Source organism: Kitasatospora sp. NPDC051170, from assembly GCF_044455705.1.
In the GTDB taxonomy this organism is placed as follows: Bacteria; Actinomycetota; Actinomycetes; order Streptomycetales; family Streptomycetaceae; genus Kitasatospora.
Genome location: NZ_JBITFA010000009.1, coordinates 79,159 through 100,816, shown reverse-complemented (window position 1 = coordinate 100,816; position 21,658 = coordinate 79,159). Strand labels below are relative to the sequence as shown.

Below are 21,658 nucleotides of genomic sequence, written 5' to 3'. Positions count from 1 at the left end.
TTCAGAGCTGGAAGGTGGCGACGGCGGCGGCGGTGTCGGAGGGCCACTCGTTTGCGGCGGCGTTGGGCTCGGCCTGCGGCCAGCCGGTCACGAGGGTGTGGGCCTCGACGAGCTTGAGGGCGCCCGCGTACCAGACGTAGTCGATGCGGTCCTGCGGCTCGGGCTTCTCGCCGCGCCGCTTGCGGGTGGGCGACCAGGTGGCGCCGGGCGCCTTGGCCGGGTCGGGGTTCTCCTCGCGGAAGGCGTCGGTGAGCCCGGCTTCCTGGACGGCCTTGCTGACGGGCCAGGCGAGCGGTCCGACGCCCTGGTGGGCGGCGGCGGTGGCGGCCGTCCAGTCCTGGTGGGAGGGCGAGGAGAGCGCGCCGCCGAGCACCACCGTCAGCTTGCGGCCGAGGTCCTCACGGAGGGCGGCGGCCAGGGCGGCGGCCTGCCGGGCGCGCGGCGAGGCCTTCTCGGCGGTCTCGACCTGGGCGGCGCCCTGGCCGTCCTGGACGGCGTACGGGCCGTAGCCGGTCTCGTCCAGGTGGGCGGCCCAGAAGCGGACGGTGCGGCCGCCGGGCAGGTTCACGGTGGCGGCGACGGCGGGCAGGTCGGCGGTGGCCGCGCGCAGCTCGGTGAGCGGATACCGGCTGAGGATGCCGACGCTGCCGGGGCTCTGGTGGGCGTACCAGCCGAGGGCGTCGGCGAGGGCCTTGGCCCGCTCGCCGGCCGTCTCCTGGAGGGCGAGCACGTCCAGGCCCTGGCTGAGCACCACGCGCAGCTGCTTCTCCAGCGCGTCGTTGTGGGCGGCGCCGGCGTCGTGGAGGTTCCAGCTCGCGGCCTTGAGGCGGGGGCGGGCGGCGGCGTCGGCGACCGGGACGAGCACGGTGACGGTGTCGACGGCGCCCGCGGAGTCCTTGACGCCGACGACGATCGGCTCGGGGTCGCCGCCGACGGCGGGGGCGGTGCCGGTGACGGTGCCATCCGCGCTGACGGAGGCCCAGGCGGGGCCGCCGACCTTGCGGTAGGAGGCGCTGCCGGCGGGGTTGCCGGCCGGGCGGGCCCACAGGCCCCCGAGCTTGACGCTCACCTTGGTGCCGGGGGCGACGGGTGCGGTGGTGAGGGCGTCGACGGCGGCGTGCGGGGGCACGACGGCGGGCTTGGGCCGGAAGCTGAACGGGGCGCTCTGGGCGAGGACCTCGTAGCCGTCCTTGGCCAGCAGGTAGGCGGTGTACGGGCCGCCGGTCAGGGCGGAGGTGTCCAGCTGGACGTCGCCGGAGGCGGCGGCGGTGTACTTCCACAGCAGCGAGGAGCCGGTACCGGGCTTGCGGCTGCCGTCGTAGATCCCGACCCAGTTCTTGGCGTCGGGGGCGTCGGTGGTCCAGTGGAAGGTGAGCCGGTCGCCTTCGAGGGGGCTCGCGGAGGAGGTGAGGGTCAGGGCGCTGCCTGCGGCCACGGTTGTCCTGTCCGCCGCGGGGCGCCCGGTCCGCCGGGGGACGGTGCCGGGGCCGCGCGGCTGGTCACGGAGACTGAGAGGGAATGCCGCACAGTTGGCTGTACAACTGCGGGCGGGCTCATTCATCCGAAGACCAGCGACCGGCGCGTGAACGACGCGTGACGCAGCGTCGGGCGGTTCGCGAACTGCTCGGGTCGGGGCTCAGGCCGGCGTGCCGGACCGGAACACCGGACCAGCGCGCCGGATCAGCGCGCCGGACCAGCGCCTCAGGCCAGGGCGAGGAACAGCTTCTCCAGCTCGGCCTCGCTCATCGGCGGGGCGTCCTCGTCCGCGGCGGCCATGCACTGGCGCATCCCGCTGGCGACGATCTTGAAGCCCGCCCGGTCCAGGGCGCGCGAGACCGCGGCGAGCTGGGTGACCACGTCCTTGCAGTCGCGCCCCGCCTCGATCATGGCGATGACTCCGGCCAACTGGCCCTGTGCGCGGCGCAGTCGGTTCAGGACCGCGCCGACCGCCTCCTCGTCCACCTGCATGCCGGGCCGCCTCTCACGTTCGACTTTCACGTTCGACCTCAAGAGCACAAGTGTACCGGGTGGGGTATTCATTCCCCGACCTGCCGGGCTCTAGGCTGTGCGCCGAGCGCATGGCAAGTCGATCATCAGATGAGCTGTTCGCGGATTCCTGGCCGCAGGTGGAGGGGACGACGACCGTGGGATACGAGACCATGTGGGAGCCCGGCGAGGCCGGCATCCCGGCCGACCTGCGGCCCGACGTCCCGCACCCGGCGCGGATGTACGACTATTACCTCGGTGGGAAGGACAACTTCCCCGCCGACCGCGCCGCCGCCGAGAAGGCCCTCGCGGCCAACCCCGAGTTCCGCTCGACCGCCCGCGCCAACCGGGGCTTCCTCACTCGCGCGGTGGGCTTCGTCGCCGGACTCGGCCTCGACCAGTTCCTCGACATCGGCACGGGCATCCCCACCGCCGGGAACACCCACCAGATCGCCCAGTCCGTGATCCCCACCGCCCGGGTCGTCTACGTGGACAACGACCCGATCGTGCTCAGCCACGCCCGCGCCCTGATGTCCGGCGCCGGCCCGGGGCGCAGCACCGTCCTCCAGGCCGACCTGCGCGAGCCGGCCGCGCTGCTGGAGGCCGTACGGGCCGAGCGGGTCCTCGACTTCGAGCGGCCGATCGCCCTGGTGCTGGCCGCCGTGCTGCACTTCCTGCGCGAGGAGGACGAGCCGTACCGGGTGCTGGCCACCCTGCTCGAGGTGCTGCCCTCCGGCAGCCACCTGGTGCTCTCGCACGGCACCGCGGACTTCATCCCGGCCGCGGTGCGCGACCGCGTCACCGGTGTCTACGACCGGGCGACCGCGCCGCTGGTCGGGCGCGGCCGGGAGGAGGTCCGGGCCTTCTTCGACGGGCTGGAGCTGCTGGAGCCCGGTGTGGTCACCGTCCCGCTGTGGCGCCCCGACGCTCCCCCGGCGCCGGGCGCGGAGCGGGTGAGCATGTACGGCGCGGTGGCGCGCAAGCCCTGACCCGCCGCCCGCCATCCCCTCAGGTGGAGTGTGCATTGGGGGGTTTTTACCACCGCCCCGGGGCACCTGGCCCGGATACCTTCGAGGGGACGGCTTCGAGCACGGGGTCGTCCCACGGGGAGTCCACAGGGATCACGCACAGCAAGTGGGGGGTAAACCGTCATGCGTCACCACCGTCGTTACACGGGGATCGTCGTCGTCGCAGTTCTGGCCACCGGGCTGATCACCGCCTGCGACCCGACCTCCGTCACGGAGAAGACCTTCAGCGACGACGCCACGGTGTCCGAGAAGATCACCGCCGTCCGGCTCGACAACTCCGCCGGGGACCTGACCGTCCACGGCAAGTCGGGCACCGACAAGGCGTCCGTCCATCGCAAGGTCGCGTACCACAACGACAAGCCGGGCGGTTCCACCCGGGTGGAGAACGGGGTGCTGGTGCTGGGCGGTTGCGGAAAGCTGTGCGCGGTGGACTACACCGTCGAGCTGCCTCCGGGGCTGCCGGTCACCGGGTCCGGGTCCGCGGGCGGGATCAAGCTCACCCAGGTCGGGGACGTCAACGTCAAGACCGACCACGGCGACATCTCCGTGGAGGACGCGGGCACGGTCGAGGTGCGCACCAGCAACGGCGACATCAAGGGCACCACGCTCAAGGGCGACCACACCACCGCCAAGACCGACAACGGCGGGATCAAGATCACCCCGGGCAAGGCCCAGAACGTCAAGGCGAACACCGACAACGGCGACGTCACCGTGGTCGTGCCGGCCGGCTCCTACAAGGTGAGCGCCGGGACGGACATCGGCGAGAAGCACGTCGGGGTGACCAACGACGCGAACGCCAAGTTCAAGATCGACATCGGCTCGAACATCGGCGACGTCACCGTCAAGTCCGGCTGACGGCCCCGGAACCGGCCCGGCTCAGGACGGGCGGCCCGGCGGGACGAGGCCCGACTGGTAGGCGATGGCCACCAGTTGGGCCCGGTCGCGCGCGTCGAGCTTGGACATCGCCCGGTGGATGTGGGTGCGCACCGTGAAGGGGCTCACGAACATCCGCTCGGCGATCTCCTCGTTGGTCAGGCCCGTGGCGGCCATCGACATGACCTCGCGCTCGCGGGCCGTGAGCACGGCGAGGCGCTCGGCCGGGGCCGCGGCGGCGAGGTCGGGCTGGGCGAGGAACTGGTCGATGACGGCGCGGGTGGCGGCCGGCGACAGCAGGGCGTCGCCGGCCGCCACCGTGCGTACGGCGGCGAGGAGTTCCTCCGGGGCCGCGCCCTTGCCGAGGAAGCCGCCGGCGCCCGCGCGCAGCGCCTGGGCCACGTACTCGTCGATCTCGAAGGTGGTGAGGATCAGCACCCGGGTGCCGGAGAGCTCCTCGTCGCCGCAGATGGCGGCGGTGGCGCCGAGTCCGTCGGCGCCGGGCATGCGGATGTCCATCAGGACGAGGTCGGGCCTGGTGGCGCGGGCGAGTTCGACGGCCTCGCGGCCGTCCGCGGCCTCGCCGACGACCTCCATGTCGTCCTCGGCGTCGATCAGCACCCGGAAGGCGCCGCGCAGCAGGGCCTGGTCGTCGGCGAGCAGTACGCGGATGGTCATGCGCGGTGGTCCCTGTCGTCTCGTGCGGCTCGTGCGGCTCGTACGTCTCGCGCGTCCTGCGGGTCTCGTGCGGCGGCTCGGCCGTCCCGTACCGAGCGCTCGGCCGGGGCGGGGGCGCCGTCGCGGCTGCCGGTGCGCAGCGGCAGTTCGGCCGTGACCAGGAACCCGCCGTCCGGGCGGGGGTCGGCGCTGAGGCGTCCGCCGACCGCGCCGGCCCGCTCGCGCATGCCGATCAGCCCGAAGCCGCCCTGCCCGAAACCGGCCTGGCCGGGCGCGGGCTGGGGCAGGGCGACGGGGCGGGGGCGGCCGGCGGGGGCCGGGCGGCCGTTGGCGACGCTGAGCGCGACCCGGCTGCCGCTGTAGGCGAGGGTGATCTCGGCGTCGGCGCCGCTGGCGTGCTTGGCGACGTTGGTCAGCGACTCCTGGACGATCCGGAAGGCCGTGAGGTCCACGCCCGGGGAGAGCGGGCGGGCCTCGCCCTCGACGGTGAGCCGCACGGGCAGGCCCGCCCGTTCGAAGCTGTGGATCAGCTCGGGCAGCTGGTCCAGGCCCGGGGCCGGCTCCAGCGGGGCGGGCTCCTCGGCCCGGCGCAGCAGTCCGACCGTGGCGCGCAGCTCCTGGAGGGCGGAGCCGGTGGCCTCGGTGATGTGGCTGAGCACCTCGCGGGCCTGGGCGGGGTGGCGGTCCATGAGGTGGACGGCGATGCCCGCCTGGGCGTTGGCCAGGGCGATGTGGTGGGCGACGACGTCGTGCAGGTCGCGGGCGATGCGGATGCGCTCGTCGGCGACGCGGCGGCGGGCCTCCTCCTCGCGGGTCGCCTCGGCGCGTTCGGCGCGCTCCCGGATCGCGGCGAGCTGGACGCGGCGGTTGCGGATGGAGTCGCCGAGGGCGCCGGGCAGCAGGGCCCAGGCGAGGACGCCGATGCGCTCGCCGATCGGGCCGCCGGGGCCGAAGGCCAGCGTCATGCCGGTGAGCAGGACGGCCGTGGCGACGGAGGCGCGGAAGGCGGTGGAGCGGTCGGTGCGCACGGCGAGGAAGTAGAGGGCCAGCAGCAGCGGGGTCGCCAGCATGGGGGTGAGCCGGGGGCTGATCACGCTGAGGGCCATCGTGCAGCCCAGGGTGACGGCGACGACGGCCAAGGGGTGGCGGCGGTGGAGGAAGACGGCCAGGACGGAGACGGCGGCGACGGCGACGGTGCCCGCGCCGGGCACGACCCAGTTCCCGCCGTACTGGTCGACGGTGGCGCCGAGTGCGGTGATGACCGTCAGCAGCGCGCCGCCCAGGACGTCGAGCAGCCGGGGGTGGTCGCGGCGCAGTCGCTGCCAGGTGTCGCTCATGGTGCTCTCCGCGTTCCATGCTGTGAGCGTCTGATGCTCGGCGGGGGCCGTTCCGGACGGAACGGCCCCCGACTTGCAACGGTAACGGTCCGCGCTCGAACTCATGCCCGGAACGGGCCGGTGGTGGGGTCGAGCGGGGCCGGTGGAGGGGCCGGTCAGACGGTGACCGGCTCCCGCTCCGGGGCCGCCTCGGGGGCGGCGGCGTGGAGCTTGCTGCCCTCGACGTCCACGTCCGGGACGATCCGGTCGAGCCAGCGCGGCATCCACCAGGCGCGGCGGCCGAGCAGGGCGAGCACGGCCGGGACGATCGTCATCCGGACGATGAAGGCGTCGAAGGCGACGGCGGTGGCGAGGCCCAGGCCCATCATCTTGATCATGGGCTCGCTCATCCCGATGAAGCCCGCGAAGACGGCGATCATGATGAACGCGGCGGCGGTGACCACCCGGGCGTTGTGCCGGAAGCCGGTCACGATCGCCTGGTCCGGGCTCTCGCCGTGCACGAAGCCCTCGCGGATGCGGGTGACCAGGAACACCTCGTAGTCCATGGCGAGGCCGAAGACCACGCCGATCATGAAGATCGGCATCATGCTCATCACCGGGCCGGTCTGCTCGACGCCGATCAGGTCGGCCAGCCAGCCCCACTGGAACACCGCGACGACGGCGCCCAGGGCGGCGGCCACCGAGAGGAGGAAGCCGAGGGCCGCCTTCACGGGGACGAGCACCGAGCGGAAGACCACGAGCAGCAGCAGGACGGCGAGGCCGACCACCACCGCCAGGTAGGGCAGCAGCGCGTCGCTGAGCTTCTGCGAGACGTCGATGTTCATCGCGGTGGTGCCGCTGACCAGGACGGTCGCGCCGGTGGCGGTCTTCAGGCCGGCCGCCTTGCCGCGGATGGTGTGCACCAGGTCCTTGGTCCTCGCGTCGCTCGGGCCGGTCGTCGGGATCGCGTTGACCAGGGCGGTGTCGCCCGCCTGGTTGAACACCGGCGGCGAGACCCTGTCCACCCCGGGCACCGAGGAGACGGCCTTGACGACCTCGTTCGCCGCGCCCTTGGGGTCGGCGGTGCCCTTGACGTCCACCAGGACGGTCAGCGGGCCGTTGAAGCCGGGGCCGAAGCCCTCGGACAGCTGGTCGTAGGCGCGGCGCTGGGTGGTGGAGGTGGGCTTGGACTCGTCGCCGGGCAGGCCGAGGTTCAGGTCCAGGGCGGGGGCGGCGAGCACGCCGAGCCCGATCACGCCGCCGAGCAGCACGGCGAGCGGGCGGCGCAGCACGAACCGGGCCCAGCGGGCGCCGCCGTTGTCGCCGGTGCGCGGGGCCGCGCCCTCGGGGGCCTTGCGGACCTTGCGGGGCAGCACCTTGCGGCCGATGAAGCCGAGCAGGGCGGGCACCAGGGTCAGCGCGACCAGCACGGCGATGACGACGGTGCCGGCGGCGGCCATGCCCATCTTGGCGAGGAGCGGGATGCCGACCACGGAGAGCCCGGCCAGGGCGATGACCACGGTGAGGCCCGCGAACACCACCGCCGAGCCCGCGGTGCCCACGGCCCGTCCGGCCGCCTCCTGGGGGGTGCGGCCCTCGGCGAGTTCGGCGCGGTAGCGGGAGACGATGAACACCGCGTAGTCGATGCCGACCGCCAGGCCCAGCATCATCGCCAGGGTGCCCGTCGTGGTGGACAGGCCCAGGGTGCTGCCGAGCGCGGCGATCAGCGACATGCCGAGGCCCACGCCGACGATCGCGGTGAGCAGCGGCAGGCCCGCGGCGACCAGCGAGCCGAAGGTGATCACCAGGACGACGGCGGACAGCGCCATGCCGATGGCCTCGCTGCTGCCGCCCGCCTCGGGCTTGGCCATCAGCGCGGTGCCGCCGACCTCGACCTTCAGTCCGGCGTCGCGGCCGTGCTGGGCGGCCTGCTCCAGGGCGGTGGTGGCGCCGTCGGAGAGCTTGCCGGCCTTCACCGAGTAGCTGACCGTCGCGTACGCGGTGGTGCCGTCCTGGGAGACGGCGTGCGCCTGGAACGGGTCGACCGCGCCGGTGACCTCCTCGGCGTGGGCCAGCTCGGCGACGGTGGACTCGACGGCCTTCTTGTTCGGCTCGGCGGTGATCTTCTGACCGTTCGGCGCGGTGAACACCAGGCGGGCCGAGGCGCCGTCCGCGTGGCCGCCGGGGAAGCGCTCGTTCATCAGGTCGAACGCCTTCTGCGCCTCCGTGCCCGGCATCGAGAAACCGTCGTCGGGCGCCGCGGGTGCCTTGGCGGCGAGGACTCCGCAGACGGCCAGCACGGCGACCCACAGCAGGGTCACCAGCTTGCGCCGGGCGAAGGCCCATCGGCCCAGTCGGTACAGGAACGTGGCCACGGAAGTGCGGCCTCCTTCGGGTTCGGTGCACGGTCGCGGAACGCGCGGCGAGCGGCCCGTACGCCGGTTCCGGCGCGGTCCGCCCGCAGCATGTCCCATCGTCGGTCGCCGACCCCTCCCCCGTCGTCGTCCCTGTGCAGGCCGTACGCGTACTGCGGACGCAGTACGACCGGCGGCGTCACCCGTGCGGGCGGTGCGGCGGGCCGCGGCGGGCCCCGCGAAGTAGCGTGATGTGCCTGGCCCGACCGTCTCCCCGACGCTCGGTACGACCTGACCCCGATCGGTGCTGATCCCAGCCCGCCGCCGGAGGTGTCCCATGGGCGTTCCAGCCGCCCGCATCGTGTTCGACGAGAGCGACCGCGCGGCCGTCGCCGAGGCGGTGACGGAGATGCTCGCCACCGGCGCGCTCACCCTCGGCCCCTGGACGGAGCGCTTCGAGCAGGCGTTCGCGGCCGAGCACGGCGCCTCGCACGCCGTGGCGGTCGCCAGCGGCACGGCGGCGCTGGAGGTGATCCTGCGCACCGTCGACGTGCGCGGCAGGGACGTGGTGGTCCCGGCCGTGAGCTTCTACGCGACCGCCGGCGCCGTCGTCCACGCGGGCGGTCGGCCGGTCTTCGCCGACGTCGACCCGGCCACCCTGGCCCTCTCCCCCGAGACGCTGGCCGCCGCCCTGACCCCGGACACCGCCGCCGTGGTGCTGGTGCACATCGGCGGGATGATCACCCCGCGGGTGGACGAGCTGCGGGCGCTGTGCGACGCGCGCGGCGTGCCGCTGATCGAGGACGCGGCGCACGCGCACGGCAGCAGCTTCGACGGGCGCAGCGCCGGGACCTTCGGCCTGGCCGGGGCGTTCTCCTTCTACCCGACCAAGGTCACCACCAGCGGCGAGGGCGGCATGGTCCTCACCGAGTCGCCGGAGCTGCGCGACGAGGCCCGGATCTACCGCGACCAGGGCAAGGGCTCCTTCACCACCAACCACCACGTGCTGCTCGGCCACGCCTGGCGGATGAGCGAGCTGCACGCGGCCACCGGCACGGTGCACCTGCGCCGGCTCAAGGAGTTCGTCGAGACCCGCCGGGCCGTCGCCCGCCGCTACGACGACGCGCTGGCCGGGATCGACGGGCTGGAGCCGCTGGCCGAGCCGGACGGCAGCCGCGGCAACTACTACAAGTACGTGGCGCTGCTGCCGCGCGGCACCGACCGGGCGGCGTTCAAGCGGGCCGTGGCCGAGGAGTTCGGGGTGCGGCTGTCGGGCGAGGTGTACGACCTGCCGCTGCACCTGCAGCCGGTGCTGGAGCCGTACCGGCGCGGGCCGCTGCCGGTGGCGGAGGACGTGTGCGCCCGGCAGATCTGCCTGCCGGTGCACTCGGACATGACCGAGGACGAGACGGAGCAGGTGATCGAGGCCGTCTCGACGGTGCACCGGCGCCTCGCCGGGGCCTGAACGGCTGACACCGATGTCGCGAATGAGACGGATGAAGGGAGCGGGGCCGTGCGGATAGCCGTCACCGGGGGGTGCGGGTTCATCGGCTCACACGTCGTGGACCACCTGATCGCGGCCGGCCACGAGGTGCTGGCGGTGGACACCACCGACAAGTACCTCAACCCCGACGCCGAGCACGCGCGCATCGACGTGCTCGACCTGCCGGCCCTCACCGCAGCGCTGGCCGGCAGCGAGGTGGTCTACCACCTCGCCGCGATGGCCGACGTCGAGCAGGTCACCGCCGACCCGGTGGGCGCCGTGCGCGCCAACATCGACGGCACCGAGACCGTCCTGGAGGCGGCCCGGCGCAGCGGACTGAGCCGCACCGTCCTGGCCAGCACCGTCTGGGTGTACGGCGCCGCCCTCGCCGACCAGCAGCTCGACCGACTCGACGACGAGGAACAGGAGTTGGACGAGCACGCGCCGATCGCCCTGGAGCACAGCGGCCATCTGTACGTGGCCACCAAACTCGCCGCCGAGATGCTGGTGCACAGCTACCGCGAGCTGTACGGCCAGCACTTCACCATCCTGCGCTTCGGCATCCCCTACGGGCCCCGGATGCGCGACGAGCTCGTCGTCGCCCGGTTCGTGCAGGCGGCGCTGGCCGGGCGGCCGATCACCATCGCGGGCGACGGGCGGCAGAGCCGCAACTTCGTCTACGTCGAGGACCTCGCGGACGCCCATGTGCGGGCCCTGTCCCCCGCCGCCGAGGACCAGACCTTCGCGCTGGAGGGTTCCACCGCGATCTCCATCCGCGACATCGCCGACACCGTCGACGACCTGCTCGGCCCGGTCACCATCGAGCACATCCCCGGACGCAAGGCCGACTACGCGGGCCGGCGGATCTCCTCCGCCCAGGCCAAGCGGCTGCTCGGCTGGTCGCCGCGCACCAACTTCACCGAGGGGGTGCGGCGTTACGCCCAGTGGTACCAGGACGCCGCCTCCGCCCCGGGCTGACCGGTGCCGCACGCCCTGCTGGTCTCCGGCTCCCTCGGCCAGGGACACGACGTGATGGCGCGGGCCTGCGCCGACACCCTGGAGGAGCGCGGCTGGACCACCTCCACCGTCGACGCGATGGCCCTGCTCGGCCGCCGCTCCGGCGCCGCCGGGGAGGCCGTCTTCCGGCGGCTGCTCGACCTGCCCGGCGTCTACGACGCGTTCCACTTCTCCGCGTTGCGCCCCGGCGCCCGGATCGCGCTGGCGGCCGACGCCGCCGCCCGCTCCAAACTCGTGCCCGCGCTACGGGAGTTGGTGCGACGGCAGCGGCCGCAGCTGGTGGTGTCGGTGTTCGCCACCGCCACCTCGGCCGTCAACGCCCTGCCCGGGCGGGAGTTCCGGCACTTCGTGTTCTGCACGGACGTCACGCCCCACCGGCTGTGGGTGCAGGAGGGCACCGACCTGTTCCTGGTCACCTCCGAGGTGGCCGCCTGCGCCGTCCGCCGCTACCGGCCCGAGGCCCGGATCGCCGTGCTGCCCGCGCCGCTGCGCGCGCCGTTCTACCGGCCGCCCGGACGGGCCGAGGCGCGGGCGGAGGCCGGGGTGCCGGAGGAGGCGCGGTGCGTGCTGCTGATGTCCGGCGCCTGGGGGCTCGGGCCGCTCGCCCGCTGCGCCGCCGCCCTGGCGGCGGCCGGGCCGCACGTGCTCGCCGTCGCCGGGCGCAACCGGGAGCTGGAACGGCGGCTGCGCGCCGCCGCCCTGCGCGAGCCCCGGCTGCACCCGTACGGCTACACCGACGGGGTGCCCGCCCTGATGACGGCGGCGGACCTGGTGGTGACCAGCTCCGGGGACACGTGCAGCGAGGCCCGGGCGATCGGGCGGCGGCTGCTGCTGCTCGACGTCGTCCAGGGGCACGGGCGGGACAACCTCCAGCACGAACTGGAGCTCGGCCACGCCGACGTCGCCTCCGCCCGCCCCGAGGAGGTGGTGCGCGGCGCGCTCGCCGCGCTCGAGCGCCCGGCGCCCGCCCCCTCCCCCGGCGCCAGGCCGGACGGCTGGCGGGCGGGGTTCGGGGCGGCGCTGGAGCGGGTGGGGCTCGCGTAGAGGTGTCAGTCTCGCGTAGACGGGACGGCGTGGTCGCGCAGCGGGCCGAGGACCAGGCCTTGGGTGCGGCAGTGGGCGGCGAGGGCCGGCAGGGCGGCGAGGGTGGCACGCCAGGAGCCGGGGGCGGAGGTGCAGTCGGAGTCGTGGAGCAGCAGGGTGGCGCCGCCGGTGAGGCCCGGGCGGGCGGTGGCGTAGACGCTCTCGCCGGTGGCTTCGGCCGTCCAGTCGCGGCCCCAGGCCGTCCACAGGACGGTGCGCAGGCCCAGGCGGCGGGCGGCGAGGGCGGGCCCGGCGGTCAGGACGCCGTACGGCGGGCGGTACCAGAGCGGGCGTACGCCGCACAGGTCGGTGACGGCCTCGGTGGCGCGGCGCAGCTCGCGGGCGTCGCGGGCGGGGGCCGGGTACCACTGCTGCCGGTGGTGCCAGCCGTGCACGGCGACCTCGTGGCCGCGCAGCACCAGTTCCCGGCCCAGGTCGGGGGCGCGTTCCAGCATGGCGCCGAGGAGGAAGAAGGTGGCGCGGGCGCCGAGTTCGTCGAGCGCGTCGAGGACGTACGGGGTGCTGACCGGGTCGGGGCCGTCGTCGAAGGTGAGGGCGACGTGCCGGGGGTCGGCGCCGTGGCCGGCGGTGCGGCGGGCGAGGGTGCGGCGCAGCGGCGGGAGGCGGACGGCGGCCGGGGCCAGGTGCAGGAACTCGACGGCGGCGGCCCCCAGGACGGCGGCATTGAGCGGGCCGCTCACCCGAAGCGGGAGGCCATGCGGCGGAAGAAGCCGGGGGCGGCGCCGTGGATGCGGGCGGGCAGGCCCAGCCACTGCGGCACGAAGAGGCGGTCGCGCTCGGTGGTGATGCTCGCGACCACGGCGTCCGCGACGCGCTCGGCCGTGACGGGGCGGGGGCGTCCGCGCTGGTAGGGGGTGCCGCGCCGGTCGAAGAACGGGGTGTCCACCGCGCCCGGGAGGATCATGCGCACCCCGACGCCGGTACCGCGCAGCTCGTACCAGAGGCTCTCCGCGAACATCGCCAGGCCCGCCTTGGTGGCCGAGTACCCGGATTCCTCGCGGACGCCGACGGCGCCGGCCATCGAGCCGAGGAGCACGATCCGGCCCCGGCCGCGCTCCAGCATGCCGGGCAGCAGGAGGCGGACCAGGCGCAGGGGGGCGGCGAGGTTGACCTCGATCATCCTGTCGAGGGTGTCGGAGGGGGTGCGCTCGTACGGGCCGCGCCAGCCGAGGCCCGCGCTGGCGACCAGGGCGTCCACCCGGCCCGTGGCGGCGAGGGCGGCCTCGACGAGGCGGGCGGGGCCGTCCGGTTTGGCGAGGTCCTCGGGCAGGGGGCGGCCGCCCGTGCGGTCGGCGAGGGCGTCCAGGCGGGTGCGGTCGGTGCCGGAGAGCAGGGTGCACCAGCCGGCGTCGGCCAGGCGGGTGGCGGTGGCGAGGCCGATGCCGGAGGAGGCGCCGGTGATCAGGGCGACCGGGCGGGCGTCGGGGGTGGCCTGGGGTTCGTCCGGCATCGCGTACCTGCCGCTCTGTGCGCGCTTCGCCGTCCGAATTGTCCGGCACGTCACCTTCGCACGGCGGAGCCGTCCGGGCGACCGGGACCGGGGGCCGGCTCGGGCCGACGCGCTTCGGTGAGCTCGGCGGACTCGCCCTCGAGTTCGCCGAACCGGGAGAGGAGGAAGGTGCCGCCCACCGCGATCGCGAAGCCCGTCAGGGCGCACCAGGCGTAGCCCGGGCGGGCGGCGTCGCCGAGCGCGGCCACGCCGACCAGGGCCGGGGCGAAGGTCTCGGCGACCGTCCCGGCGGCGGTGGCGGCGGTGACGGTGCCGCGTTGCAGGGCGAGGGCGTAGGCGAGGTAGCCGCCGAGGCCCCCGACGACCAGGGCGTAGGCGGCCGGGTCGGTGAGGAGGGTGAGCACGCCGGAGGCGTCGAGGACGCGGACGGCGAGGCTGGTGACACCGAAGCCCACGCCCGCGAGCAGCCCCAGGCCCGCCGCCGCGGGGACGCCCTCGCGGCGGGCCAGGACCAGGGTGAGCAGCACCGTCACGACGGTGGTGGCCAGCAGGGCCCAGTGGAAAGCGGCGGGCGCGTACTCCCGGCCCTCCCGGCCCGAGCCGAGGGCCAGCAGCGTCAGGCCGACCACGACGGCGAGGATGCCGGCGACGTCGCTGCGGTGCAGGCGGGCACCGAGCATCCAGACGGCGGCCAGGGCGGTGACGGCGAGGCTGGCGTTGGTGACGGCCTGGACGAGGAAGAGGGGCAGGCTGCGCAGGGCGACGATGCTCAGCACGAAGCCGAGGATGTCCAGCAGCGTGCCCGCCACGAACTGCCAGGAACGGACGAGCGCGGCGAGCAGCCCGGCCCGCACCCGGTCCGCGCGGGGGGCCGAGCGGGCGCCGCGGGCCTGGAAGACCGCGCCGAAGCCGAAGCAGACGGTGGCGACCAGGGCGGTGGTGAGTCCCAGCAGCATGCCTCTCCCGTCCCGGGGTGTGGGGCAGCATCGGTTGGCACCACCAGTCTGTGCCAGGTGGGGTGGGCGGGCACTCCGGTTCCTCTAGACGACGGCGGGTGCCAGGGGTTCCTCCGCCCAGGTGGCCAGCAGGTGCAGGGCGGCCTCGGTCGGGCCGTCCGGGACGGGGGTGAGGGTCACGAGCCGGAGGCGGTCGTCGCCGGTGAGACCGAGGGTCTCGTAGCTGAAGGCGAGCGTCCCGACGGCCGGGTGCCGGAAGCTCTTGGTCCCGTACGTGCGGATCTCCACGTCGGCGCGGGACCAGAGGCGGGCGAAGGCGGCGCTGTGGGCGCGCAACCCGGCGATCAGGTCGGCGAGTTCGCGGTCCCCGGGGTGCAGGCCCGCGGTGGCGCGGAGCTGGCCGACGGTGGCGGCGGCGACCTCCTCCCACGCGACGTAGAACTCGCGCCCTTCCGGGTCGAGGAAGAGGAACCTGGCCAGGTTCCACGCCCCCTGCGGGAGGGCGGCGGCCGGGACGAACAGCCGCCTGGCGATGGGGTTGAGGGTGAGGACGTCGAAGCGGTCGGTCATCACCATGGCCGGGACCTTCACCTGCTCCAGCAGGCGCACCAGTTCGGGGCGGACGGCCGGCGTGTCGGGAGCCGTCGTGCCGGGAGCGCTCGTGCCGTGCCTGCGGGCGGGCCGGGCGAGGACGTGCAGGTGCCGGCGCTCGACCTCGTCCAGGCGGAGCACCTCGGCGAGCGCGTCCAGCACCTCCTCGGACGGGTGCTTCGCGCGGCCCTGCTCCAGCCGCTGGTAGTACTCGACGCTGATCCCCGCGAGCTGCGCCAGCTCCTCGCGCCGCAGGCCCGGCACCCGGCGGCGTCCGCCACCGCGCAGTCCGGCGCTCTGCGGGGTGATCAGGGCCCGTCGGGCCTGCAGAAACTCCCCCAGATCCATGCCCGCCAGTATGCCCGGCGCGGCGGGGGGCGCGGCTTCGGGGGCGGAGCCGAGGGGGCGCAGCTTCGGGGGCGCAGCCGAGGGTGGCCCTGGCAGTACCCGGAACGGCAGGGGTCTGGGTAGGTCCGGGCGGCGGCAGCAGGCTGGGGCACGTTCACAACGACGCAGGGAGAACAGCACCATGTGCCACACCACCGACAGCCGTCCGCCCGCCGCCCCCGTCACCACCGGCGCCGTGGCGCGGGAGGGGCGGCTGGAGATCACCGCCGCCGACGGCAACCGGTTCAGCGCCTTCCGCGCCGCCCCGACCGCTCCCAACGGCCGCAGCGTCCTGCTGCTGCCCGACCGGCGGGGCCTGCACCCCTTCTACGAGGACCTCGCCCGGCGCTTCGCCGAGGCCGGGTTCCACACCCTCGCCTTCGACTTCTACGGCCGCAGCGCGGGCCTGAGCGACCGCGACGCCGACTTCGACTGGGCCGCCCACATGCCGCTGCTGGAGCCGGCCCACGTGGAGGCGGACGCGGCGGCGGCCGCGGCCAAGTTGCGGGAGTGGAGCGGCGGTCCGCTCTTCAGCGTCGGGTTCTGCCTGGGCGGCGCGTACTCCTGGCGGCTCGCCTCCGCAGACCTCGGCCTGGCCGGTTCGGTCGGCTTCTACGGGCCGCCGCGCTTCTTCGGCGACCGCGCCGAGCAGGTGTCCGCGCCGCTGCTGATGCTGCTCGCCGGGGACGACGTGGCCACCACCCAGGAGGAGTTCGACGCCCTCTCCGCCCGCCTCGACGGCGCCGGCAAGGAGCACGAGCGGCACGTCTACGACGGCGCCCCGCACTCGTTCTTCGACGACTCCTTCGCGCAGTGGCAGGACGCCTGCACCGACGCCTGGCACCGCCTGCTGGACTTCACCGCCCGCCACGGCGCGGCCCGGTGAACGAGCGGTACGAACGGGGCCTGGCCCGCCAGCGTGAGCTCGGCGGGCCGGGCCCCGTCCGCGCCCGGGCCTACGACTCCCTCGACGACATCGCCCCCGACCTGCCCCGACTCGCCGTCGAGTTCGCGTACGGCGACATCCACGCCCGCCCCGGACTGGACGCCGCCCGGCGGGAGTTGGTCGTCCTCGGTGCCCTGATCGCCCTCGGCGGCGTCGAGCCCCAGCTGGAGGCGCACCTCGGCACGGCCCTCGACGCGGGCCTCGAACCGGGCGAGATCGTCGAGGCCGTCCTCCAGGCGCTCCCGTACGCCGGGTTCCCCCGGGTGATGGCGGCGATGGGCGTCGCGCGCAAGGTCCTGGGCGCGCGAGGGCTCCTGCCGGTGCGGCAGGTTCCGTAGGGGGTGCGGGCGGGTCAGCCGAGGACGGCGGCCAGGACGGCGGCCGTCTCGGCCACCAGGGCGTCGTCCTTGGGGGCCTTGGGGTCGGGCTTGGTGGAGAGGACGGCCAGGACGACGGGGGCGCCGTCCGCGGTCCAGGCGATGCCGACGTCGTTGGTGGTGCCGTAGGAGCCGGTGCCGGTCTTGTCGGCGAGGCGCCAGGAGGCCGGCAGGCCCTCGCGGAAGCGGTGGGTGCTGGTGGTGTTGCCGAGCAGCCAGGTGGTGAGGCGCTCGCGCTTGGCCGGCGGCAGGGCGTGGCCGAGGACGAGCCGGCGGTAGGTCTCGGCGATGGCGCGCGGCGTGGTGGTGTCGGTGGTGCGGCCGGGTTCGGCGGAGTTGAGGTCGGGTTCGCAGCGGTCGAGCCGGGTGACGCGGTCGCCGATCGAGCGGCAGAAGCGGGTGACGGCGGCGGGGCCGCCGAGTTCGCGCAGCAGCAGGTTGGCCGCCGCGTTGTCGCTGTGGTCGATGGCGGCGGCGCAGAGGTCGGCGACGGTCATGCCCTCGGCGAGGTTCTGCGGCAGGCCCGTGACGGGGGCTCCGCCGGAGGTCTCGGTGTCCTCGCGGGTGTAGTGGAGGCGGCGGGCGAGGAACTCGCCGTCGCGGTCGAGGTCGCGCAGGACGGCGGCGACGGCGACGGTCTTGAACACCGAGCACATCGGGAACGGTTCGCCCGCGCGGTACCGGACGACCCGGCCGGTGCGCAGGTTGCGGGCGTGGACGCCGAGGCGGGCGCCGTGTTCGCGTTCCAGGTCGGCGAGGCGGCGGGCCGTGTCCTCGCCCGCCGCGTGGGCGGTGCCGGTCGCGCCGGCCAGGGCGGCGGCCGCGACGCCGCCGAGGGCGAGGACGGTGCGTCGGGTGTGCCGGGTGTGCCGGGGATGTGGGTTCATACTCACCAGGACACCGTACGTGGGCTGACGGTTCGCCAGTTCTCCGTCACAGCGCGAGGGCCACGCCCACGTGGATCGACGCCTCGGCGGGGGCGACCGGGCGGTCGCCGGGGTCGGGGCGCCAGTCGGCGCAGGGGACGACGCCGGGCGGCAGGAGCGTCCAGCCGTCGAAGAAGCGGGTGAACTCCTCGCGGGTGCGGGCCTGGACCGGGGTGCCGGCGGCCTCGTAGATCCCGGCCACGCGGGCGACGTCCTCGGCGGCGAAGTCGGGGGTGATGTGGGTCATCACCAGGGCGCTGCCGGGGGCGAGGACGGACTTGAAGTGCTCGACGATCCCGTACGCGCCCTGTGCGTCGGGCACGAAGTGGAGCAGGGCGTTGAGGGAGAGCGCGACCGGCCGGGCGAGGTCGATGGTCTCGTGCAGGCTCGCGGAGGCGAGGAGGCGTTCGGGATCGGTGACGTCGGCCTCGACGTAGGCGGTGCGGCCCTCGGGCGTGCCGGTGAGCAGGGCCTGGGCGTGGGAGAGCACGATCGGGTCGTTGTCGGCGTAGACGACGCGGGCGAGCGGCTGGACGCCCTGGGCGATCTCGTGGAGGTTGGGCGGGGTGGGGATGCCCGTGCCGATGTCGAGGAACTGCTCGATGCCGGCCTCGGCGAGGGCGCGGGTGGAGCGGTGCATGAAGGAGCGGTTGGCGCGCGCGGCGGTGCGCAGCCAGGGGGCGACGGCGAGCGCGTGGCCCGCGGCTTCGCGGTCGGCGGCGAAGTTGGTGAAGCCGCCCAGGAAGTAGTCGTACATCCGGGCGGAGTGCGGCACGTTCAGCCGCAGGTCGACCCCGTCGTAGAGGCTCATCGTTGCGCTCCCCCTCTTCCCTCGGCCCTCAGCAGCCCCTGGCCGTTCCGGCATGGACGGATCGATTGTTCCCCCGGGCTTCCGGCGCCCAACCGTGTTCGGGGCCGCCGGTTTCGGACCGATCGATCCCTGTCCGCATACATATGACGGGATGACGAACTGTATTCGCTTGACGGCCGGGAGTGAGGGCCCGGTGCCGTGAGGATGGGGCGATGACGATCGACTGGAGCGCCGCCCCCCTCCGCGGGGTGGGAACGCTCGGCGGCGAGCCCGGGCCACGGCCGGACCTCACCTACGCCGCGTTCTGCGCGACCCACCAACCCGCCTGGCACGCGCTGGCGTTGACGCGGACGGGCAGCCGGGCCGACGCCGTCCTGGTGGTCGAGGCCGTCAAGGGCGACCTCGCCCGGTGCTGGCCGCAGGTGGTGCGTTTCGAGGAACCGGCCGCCTACGCCTGGCGGTTGGCGAACCGGCACATCGCGGACTGGGTGTCGGGCGCGGAGCCGGTGGCCGTGGAGGCCGTCACCTTCGAGGCGGTGATCGGGGCGTTCAAGCAGGTCGCGGACGGGCTGCTGCACAGCGAGGCGGACGAGGTGCGGCTGTACGCGGCGATCCTCGAACTGCCGGACCGGCAGCGGGACGTGGTGATCCTGCGCTACCTGCTGGGGCTGCACGTCAAGGTGATCGGGGCGTACCTGGGCCGCCCGGTGGCCACCGTCCACTCCAATCTGCGGCACGCCCGGGAGCGGCTGGCGCGGCGGCTCGGCGTCTGTGAACTCCCGGACCGGGGCGTTGAGTCGGCGCCGTGACCTCCGAACACGGAACCCAGCCGCCGCCGGTGCGGGTGCCCCGGACCGAGCGCGCCCACGCCGAGCGGATCGCCGCGCTGCGCCGGGCCCGGCTGACGGCCGCGCCCGCCCACCTGCCGTCCGAGCACGAGCAGGCCGCCTTCGAACTCGGCCTGGTGGTGGCCCTGGTGCTGGGCGCGCCGGACGCCTCCCAGGGCCTGGACCTGCTGGTCAACGAGCGCCGCATCCACCCCGAGGGGGCGGAGGTGTTCGGCGCGCTGCTGTACGCGACCGGGCGGGAGGAGGGCGCCGAGTTCTGGTGGCGCTTCGCGGCCGGTTCGGGCAGCGGCACCGCCGCGTACTGCCTGCACCTGCACCACCTCAGGCTCGGCGAGACCGAGGACGCCGACTACTGGCGCGCCTGGTCGGACCAGCTGGCGACGGCCCGCGGCCGGCCCGGGCCGCGGGACCTGCGGATGAGCCGGCCGCTGCTGCCGGACGACGTGCGGCGCGACATCCTCTCCCGGGTGCACCACGGGCTGGCGCCGCAACTGCCGGCCGCCCTGGTGGAGGTGATCGACCGGCTGCCGGTGCAGGGAGGGGACGAGGAGGAGGTGCCGAACCCGTGGGGGCTGGCGGCGCAGGCCCAGGCCGGGAGCTGGTGGGAGCCGCGCCGCGACGGCCCGTCGGGGTGAACCCCGTCAGCTCGGCGCACCCTCACCCGTTCGGGTGAGGGCCGCGTGGCGGGCCGCCACCTCGGGGTCGCGGCCGCTGCCCGCGGCCACGGTGCCGGAGGGGCGGTGGCGGATGAGGTAGTGGTGCGGGGCCATCGCCGTGTCACGGCCGGGCAGGGCGGCGACCACCGCAGCGTGGGCGACGCCGGGGGTGAGCGCGGCATCCGGCGTGGTGATCTCTGCGGTCAGGGCGGCCTCCTCGAGGGCGATCCTGATCTCCGCGTCCGCTCCGAGCGCCTCCCGCAGGAGGGCGCGGACGGCGGCCAGGTCGATCCAGCAGCCGTCGATCACGTGCCACTCGCCCACCCGGTGCGGGCGCGGCAGGTCGGCCAGGCCGGGCAGCTCGGCGAGCGGGACGGGGCCCTTCGCGGCGGCGGCGAGCACGGCGAGCAGGGCGCGCGCGAAGTGGTCGCTCTCCCGTGCGTCGAGCACCTGGGGGCAGGCGATCAGCACGAAGTCGAGGCTGCCGCTGATCCGCAGGATGGTGAACATCAGCCGGACGGGCATCGGCGGGGAGGGCAGCTCGGTCAGCTCGGGCTCGACGGCCGGGGCGGGCTGGAGGTCGGCGACGGCGGCGGGGATGGTGAGGCTGAGGTCGTTGACCACCACCTGGCGGCCGAAGCGGGCGCCGCGCAGGTGGGCGGTGTCCTCCACCAGCTCCCAGACCTTCTCGGCGTCCAGGGTGCTGTGCCAGTAGGCGGCGAAGGAGGTCGGTTTGGTGATCCCGATGAGGGCGTCGAGGTCGGTGGGGGCCGCCGGTGCATCGCCGTCGCGTCCCGCTCCTTCTTCGAGCGGTCCGCCGCCGAGGTCGAGCTCGATCAGCGCGTCCTGGGCGAGCGTGCCGACGTGGTCGAGCAGGGCGGCGCGCTGGCGGTTGGCGGACAGGGCCGCCAGGACCAGCCGCGACTGACCCGAGCGGTGGGCGACCAGCGCCGCGAAGACGGCGAGCAGGACGACCGAGGGGCTGGCGCCGGTGCGGCGGCAGACGGCGGCGAGGTGGTCCGCGCCCGCGCGGGAGCGGACCAGCAGGGCGCCGTGGTCGCTCGCCCGCCCGGTGATCCGCGAGTCGGCGAAGACCGCCTGCGGGCCGGTGGAGAGGATCTGCGCCCAGCGGCGCAGCGCGGCGGTGGCCTTGCGGCGGCCCTGGGGGCTCTGCTCGGCGGCCGCGAACTCCAGCGGGGTCGGGGAGCTGACGGGCGGGAGCTCCTTGCCGGCGGCCAGGGCGAGCCAGTCCTGGATCAGGACGGCGATGGCGGCGCCGTCCGCTCCGGCGTGGCAGACCACGGCGACCAGGCGCAGCAGGCGTTCGCCCTCCGTGAGCAGGGTGAAGCGGATGCGCGGCGGCGCGGCGAGGTCGATCGGAACGGCGACGTCACGGCGCCCGGACTCCTCGGCGAGCGCGTTCAGTTCGGCGTCCGTCCGGCCGCCGGCCTCGATCACGGTGACGGCGAACTCGCCGCTCGCCCGGACCACTTGGCGGCTGGGGAAGCCGTCCGGACCGGGGCCGGGCGGGAAGTGGGTGCGCAGGGACTCGTGCCGTTCGACGAGCAGGCGCAGGGCGTCGAGGCCCTCGGAGAGGGAGGTGTCGTCCGGGACGGGCCAGAGGGAGTCCTTGTTGATCTGCTCCGGGGCGCCGCCACGGATGCAGCGGATCATGTTGTCCTGGCCTCGGGTGAGCGGGCCGAAGCCGCTGCCCTCGGCGGCGTAGCGGACGGTGATGTGCCGGGTGGCGAGTGGGCTCGCCGCCGCCGGGGTCGGGCTCGAAGGCACGGGCACGTCGGGGGAGGTCACGTCGTGGATGGTCACGTCGCACGCGCCTTTCGGCTCGCCGGGGGCTGCTCGGCAGGGGGTTT

General features: G+C 74.8%; 21 protein-coding genes. 9 read left to right on the top strand and 12 right to left on the bottom strand.

The genetic code is table 11. From position 1 onward, the window contains the following. Position 1: 1 nt before the first annotated feature. Complete coding sequence (locus ACIBCA_RS19930; RefSeq protein WP_396284247.1) at positions 2-1,435, bottom strand: endonuclease/exonuclease/phosphatase family protein; 1,434 nt, start codon at positions 1,433-1,435, stop codon at positions 2-4. A gap of 266 nt (positions 1,436-1,701) precedes the next feature. After that, a complete protein-coding gene (locus ACIBCA_RS19925) occupies positions 1,702-1,968 on the bottom strand; it encodes a metal-sensitive transcriptional regulator (protein ID WP_392877763.1) in 267 nt (88 codons plus the stop codon). Between the two features lie 176 nt (positions 1,969-2,144). Here ACIBCA_RS19925 and ACIBCA_RS19920 point away from each other — a divergent pair, with 176 nt between their 5' ends. Together ACIBCA_RS19920 and ACIBCA_RS19915 are read left to right on the top strand one after the other, a co-directional pair. Next, positions 2,145-2,975: an SAM-dependent methyltransferase gene (locus ACIBCA_RS19920; protein WP_396284246.1), complete on the top strand. Its 831-nt coding sequence runs from the start codon at positions 2,145-2,147 to the stop codon at positions 2,973-2,975. A 162-nt stretch (positions 2,976-3,137) separates the two neighbouring features. After that, positions 3,138-3,869 (top strand): DUF4097 family beta strand repeat-containing protein, encoded by a 732-nt coding sequence (locus ACIBCA_RS19915; protein WP_396284245.1) that lies wholly within the window; start codon positions 3,138-3,140, stop codon positions 3,867-3,869. A gap of 21 nt (positions 3,870-3,890) precedes the next feature. Here ACIBCA_RS19915 and ACIBCA_RS19910 read toward each other — a convergent pair whose 3' ends face one another. The 3 genes from ACIBCA_RS19910 to ACIBCA_RS19900 form a co-directional block, all read right to left on the bottom strand. Next, positions 3,891-4,565 carry a response regulator gene (locus ACIBCA_RS19910; RefSeq protein ID WP_396284244.1) on the bottom strand — a complete coding sequence of 225 codons (675 nt, stop codon included), beginning with the start codon at positions 4,563-4,565 and terminating at the stop codon, positions 3,891-3,893. Further along, a complete protein-coding gene (locus ACIBCA_RS19905; protein WP_396284243.1) occupies positions 4,562-5,902 on the bottom strand; it encodes a sensor histidine kinase in 1,341 nt (446 codons plus the stop codon). Before ACIBCA_RS19905 ends, ACIBCA_RS19910 begins: the two co-directional genes overlap by 4 nt. Before the next feature lie 155 nt (positions 5,903-6,057). Next, positions 6,058-8,256, bottom strand: a complete 2,199-nt coding sequence (locus tag ACIBCA_RS19900; RefSeq protein ID WP_396284242.1) for an MMPL family transporter — start codon at positions 8,254-8,256, stop codon at positions 6,058-6,060. Between the two features lie 316 nt (positions 8,257-8,572). Between ACIBCA_RS19900 and ACIBCA_RS19895 the strand changes: the two genes are divergently transcribed. The 3 genes from ACIBCA_RS19895 to ACIBCA_RS19885 are packed head-to-tail and all read left to right on the top strand — an operon-like array spanning position 8,573 to position 11,779. Continuing rightward, complete coding sequence (locus ACIBCA_RS19895; protein ID WP_396284241.1) at positions 8,573-9,700, top strand: DegT/DnrJ/EryC1/StrS family aminotransferase; 1,128 nt, start codon at positions 8,573-8,575, stop codon at positions 9,698-9,700. A gap of 48 nt (positions 9,701-9,748) precedes the next feature. Continuing rightward, the gene (locus tag ACIBCA_RS19890) at positions 9,749-10,696 is read left to right on the top strand and encodes an NAD-dependent epimerase/dehydratase family protein (protein WP_396284240.1); all 948 of its coding nucleotides are present in this window, start codon (positions 9,749-9,751) and stop codon (positions 10,694-10,696) included. Positions 10,697-10,699: 3 nt separating this feature from the next. After that, complete coding sequence (locus tag ACIBCA_RS19885) at positions 10,700-11,779, top strand: hypothetical protein (protein ID WP_396284239.1); 1,080 nt, start codon at positions 10,700-10,702, stop codon at positions 11,777-11,779. A 5-nt stretch (positions 11,780-11,784) separates the two neighbouring features. Here the strand turns inward: ACIBCA_RS19885 and ACIBCA_RS19880 are convergent, their stop codons facing one another. From ACIBCA_RS19880 to ACIBCA_RS19865, 4 genes are all read right to left on the bottom strand, one after another. Next, positions 11,785-12,519, bottom strand: coding sequence for a polysaccharide deacetylase family protein (locus ACIBCA_RS19880; protein ID WP_396284238.1), 735 nt, complete (start codon positions 12,517-12,519; stop codon positions 11,785-11,787). Further along, entirely contained in the window at positions 12,516-13,289 is a 774-nt protein-coding gene (locus tag ACIBCA_RS19875) for an SDR family NAD(P)-dependent oxidoreductase (protein ID WP_396284237.1), read from the bottom strand. The genes ACIBCA_RS19880 and ACIBCA_RS19875 overlap by 4 nt, the downstream gene beginning before the upstream one ends. Positions 13,290-13,339: 50 nt before the next feature. Continuing rightward, entirely contained in the window at positions 13,340-14,245 is a 906-nt protein-coding gene (locus ACIBCA_RS19870; RefSeq protein WP_396284236.1) for a DMT family transporter, read from the bottom strand. 84 nt (positions 14,246-14,329) lie between these two features. Further along, positions 14,330-15,184, bottom strand: coding sequence for a helix-turn-helix transcriptional regulator (locus ACIBCA_RS19865; protein ID WP_396284235.1), 855 nt, complete (start codon positions 15,182-15,184; stop codon positions 14,330-14,332). A gap of 181 nt (positions 15,185-15,365) precedes the next feature. On the opposite strand from ACIBCA_RS19865, the gene ACIBCA_RS19860 reads away from it, so the two are divergent. Together ACIBCA_RS19860 and ACIBCA_RS19855 are read left to right on the top strand one after the other, a co-directional pair. Then, positions 15,366-16,109 (top strand): dienelactone hydrolase family protein, encoded by a 744-nt coding sequence (locus ACIBCA_RS19860; RefSeq protein WP_396284234.1) that lies wholly within the window; start codon positions 15,366-15,368, stop codon positions 16,107-16,109. Further along, positions 16,106-16,507 (top strand): carboxymuconolactone decarboxylase family protein, encoded by a 402-nt coding sequence (locus ACIBCA_RS19855; protein ID WP_396284233.1) that lies wholly within the window; start codon positions 16,106-16,108, stop codon positions 16,505-16,507. The genes ACIBCA_RS19860 and ACIBCA_RS19855 overlap by 4 nt, the downstream gene beginning before the upstream one ends. Before the next feature lie 14 nt (positions 16,508-16,521). Here ACIBCA_RS19855 and bla read toward each other — a convergent pair whose 3' ends face one another. Then, positions 16,522-17,433: a class A beta-lactamase gene (gene bla / locus ACIBCA_RS19850; RefSeq protein ID WP_396284451.1), complete on the bottom strand. Its 912-nt coding sequence runs from the start codon at positions 17,431-17,433 to the stop codon at positions 16,522-16,524. Between the two features lie 46 nt (positions 17,434-17,479). Continuing rightward, positions 17,480-18,283, bottom strand: a complete 804-nt coding sequence (locus ACIBCA_RS19845; RefSeq protein ID WP_396284232.1) for an SAM-dependent methyltransferase — start codon at positions 18,281-18,283, stop codon at positions 17,480-17,482. A 212-nt stretch (positions 18,284-18,495) separates the two neighbouring features. Between ACIBCA_RS19845 and ACIBCA_RS19840 the strand changes: the two genes are divergently transcribed. After that, complete coding sequence (locus tag ACIBCA_RS19840) at positions 18,496-19,092, top strand: RNA polymerase sigma factor (protein ID WP_396284231.1); 597 nt, start codon at positions 18,496-18,498, stop codon at positions 19,090-19,092. Then, positions 19,089-19,766, top strand: a complete 678-nt coding sequence (locus ACIBCA_RS19835) for a hypothetical protein (protein ID WP_396284230.1) — start codon at positions 19,089-19,091, stop codon at positions 19,764-19,766. The genes ACIBCA_RS19840 and ACIBCA_RS19835 overlap by 4 nt, the downstream gene beginning before the upstream one ends. Before the next feature lie 6 nt (positions 19,767-19,772). Here the strand turns inward: ACIBCA_RS19835 and ACIBCA_RS19830 are convergent, their stop codons facing one another. Next, positions 19,773-21,611, bottom strand: coding sequence for a condensation domain-containing protein (locus ACIBCA_RS19830; protein ID WP_396284229.1), 1,839 nt, complete (start codon positions 21,609-21,611; stop codon positions 19,773-19,775). Positions 21,612-21,658 lie beyond the last annotated feature (47 nt).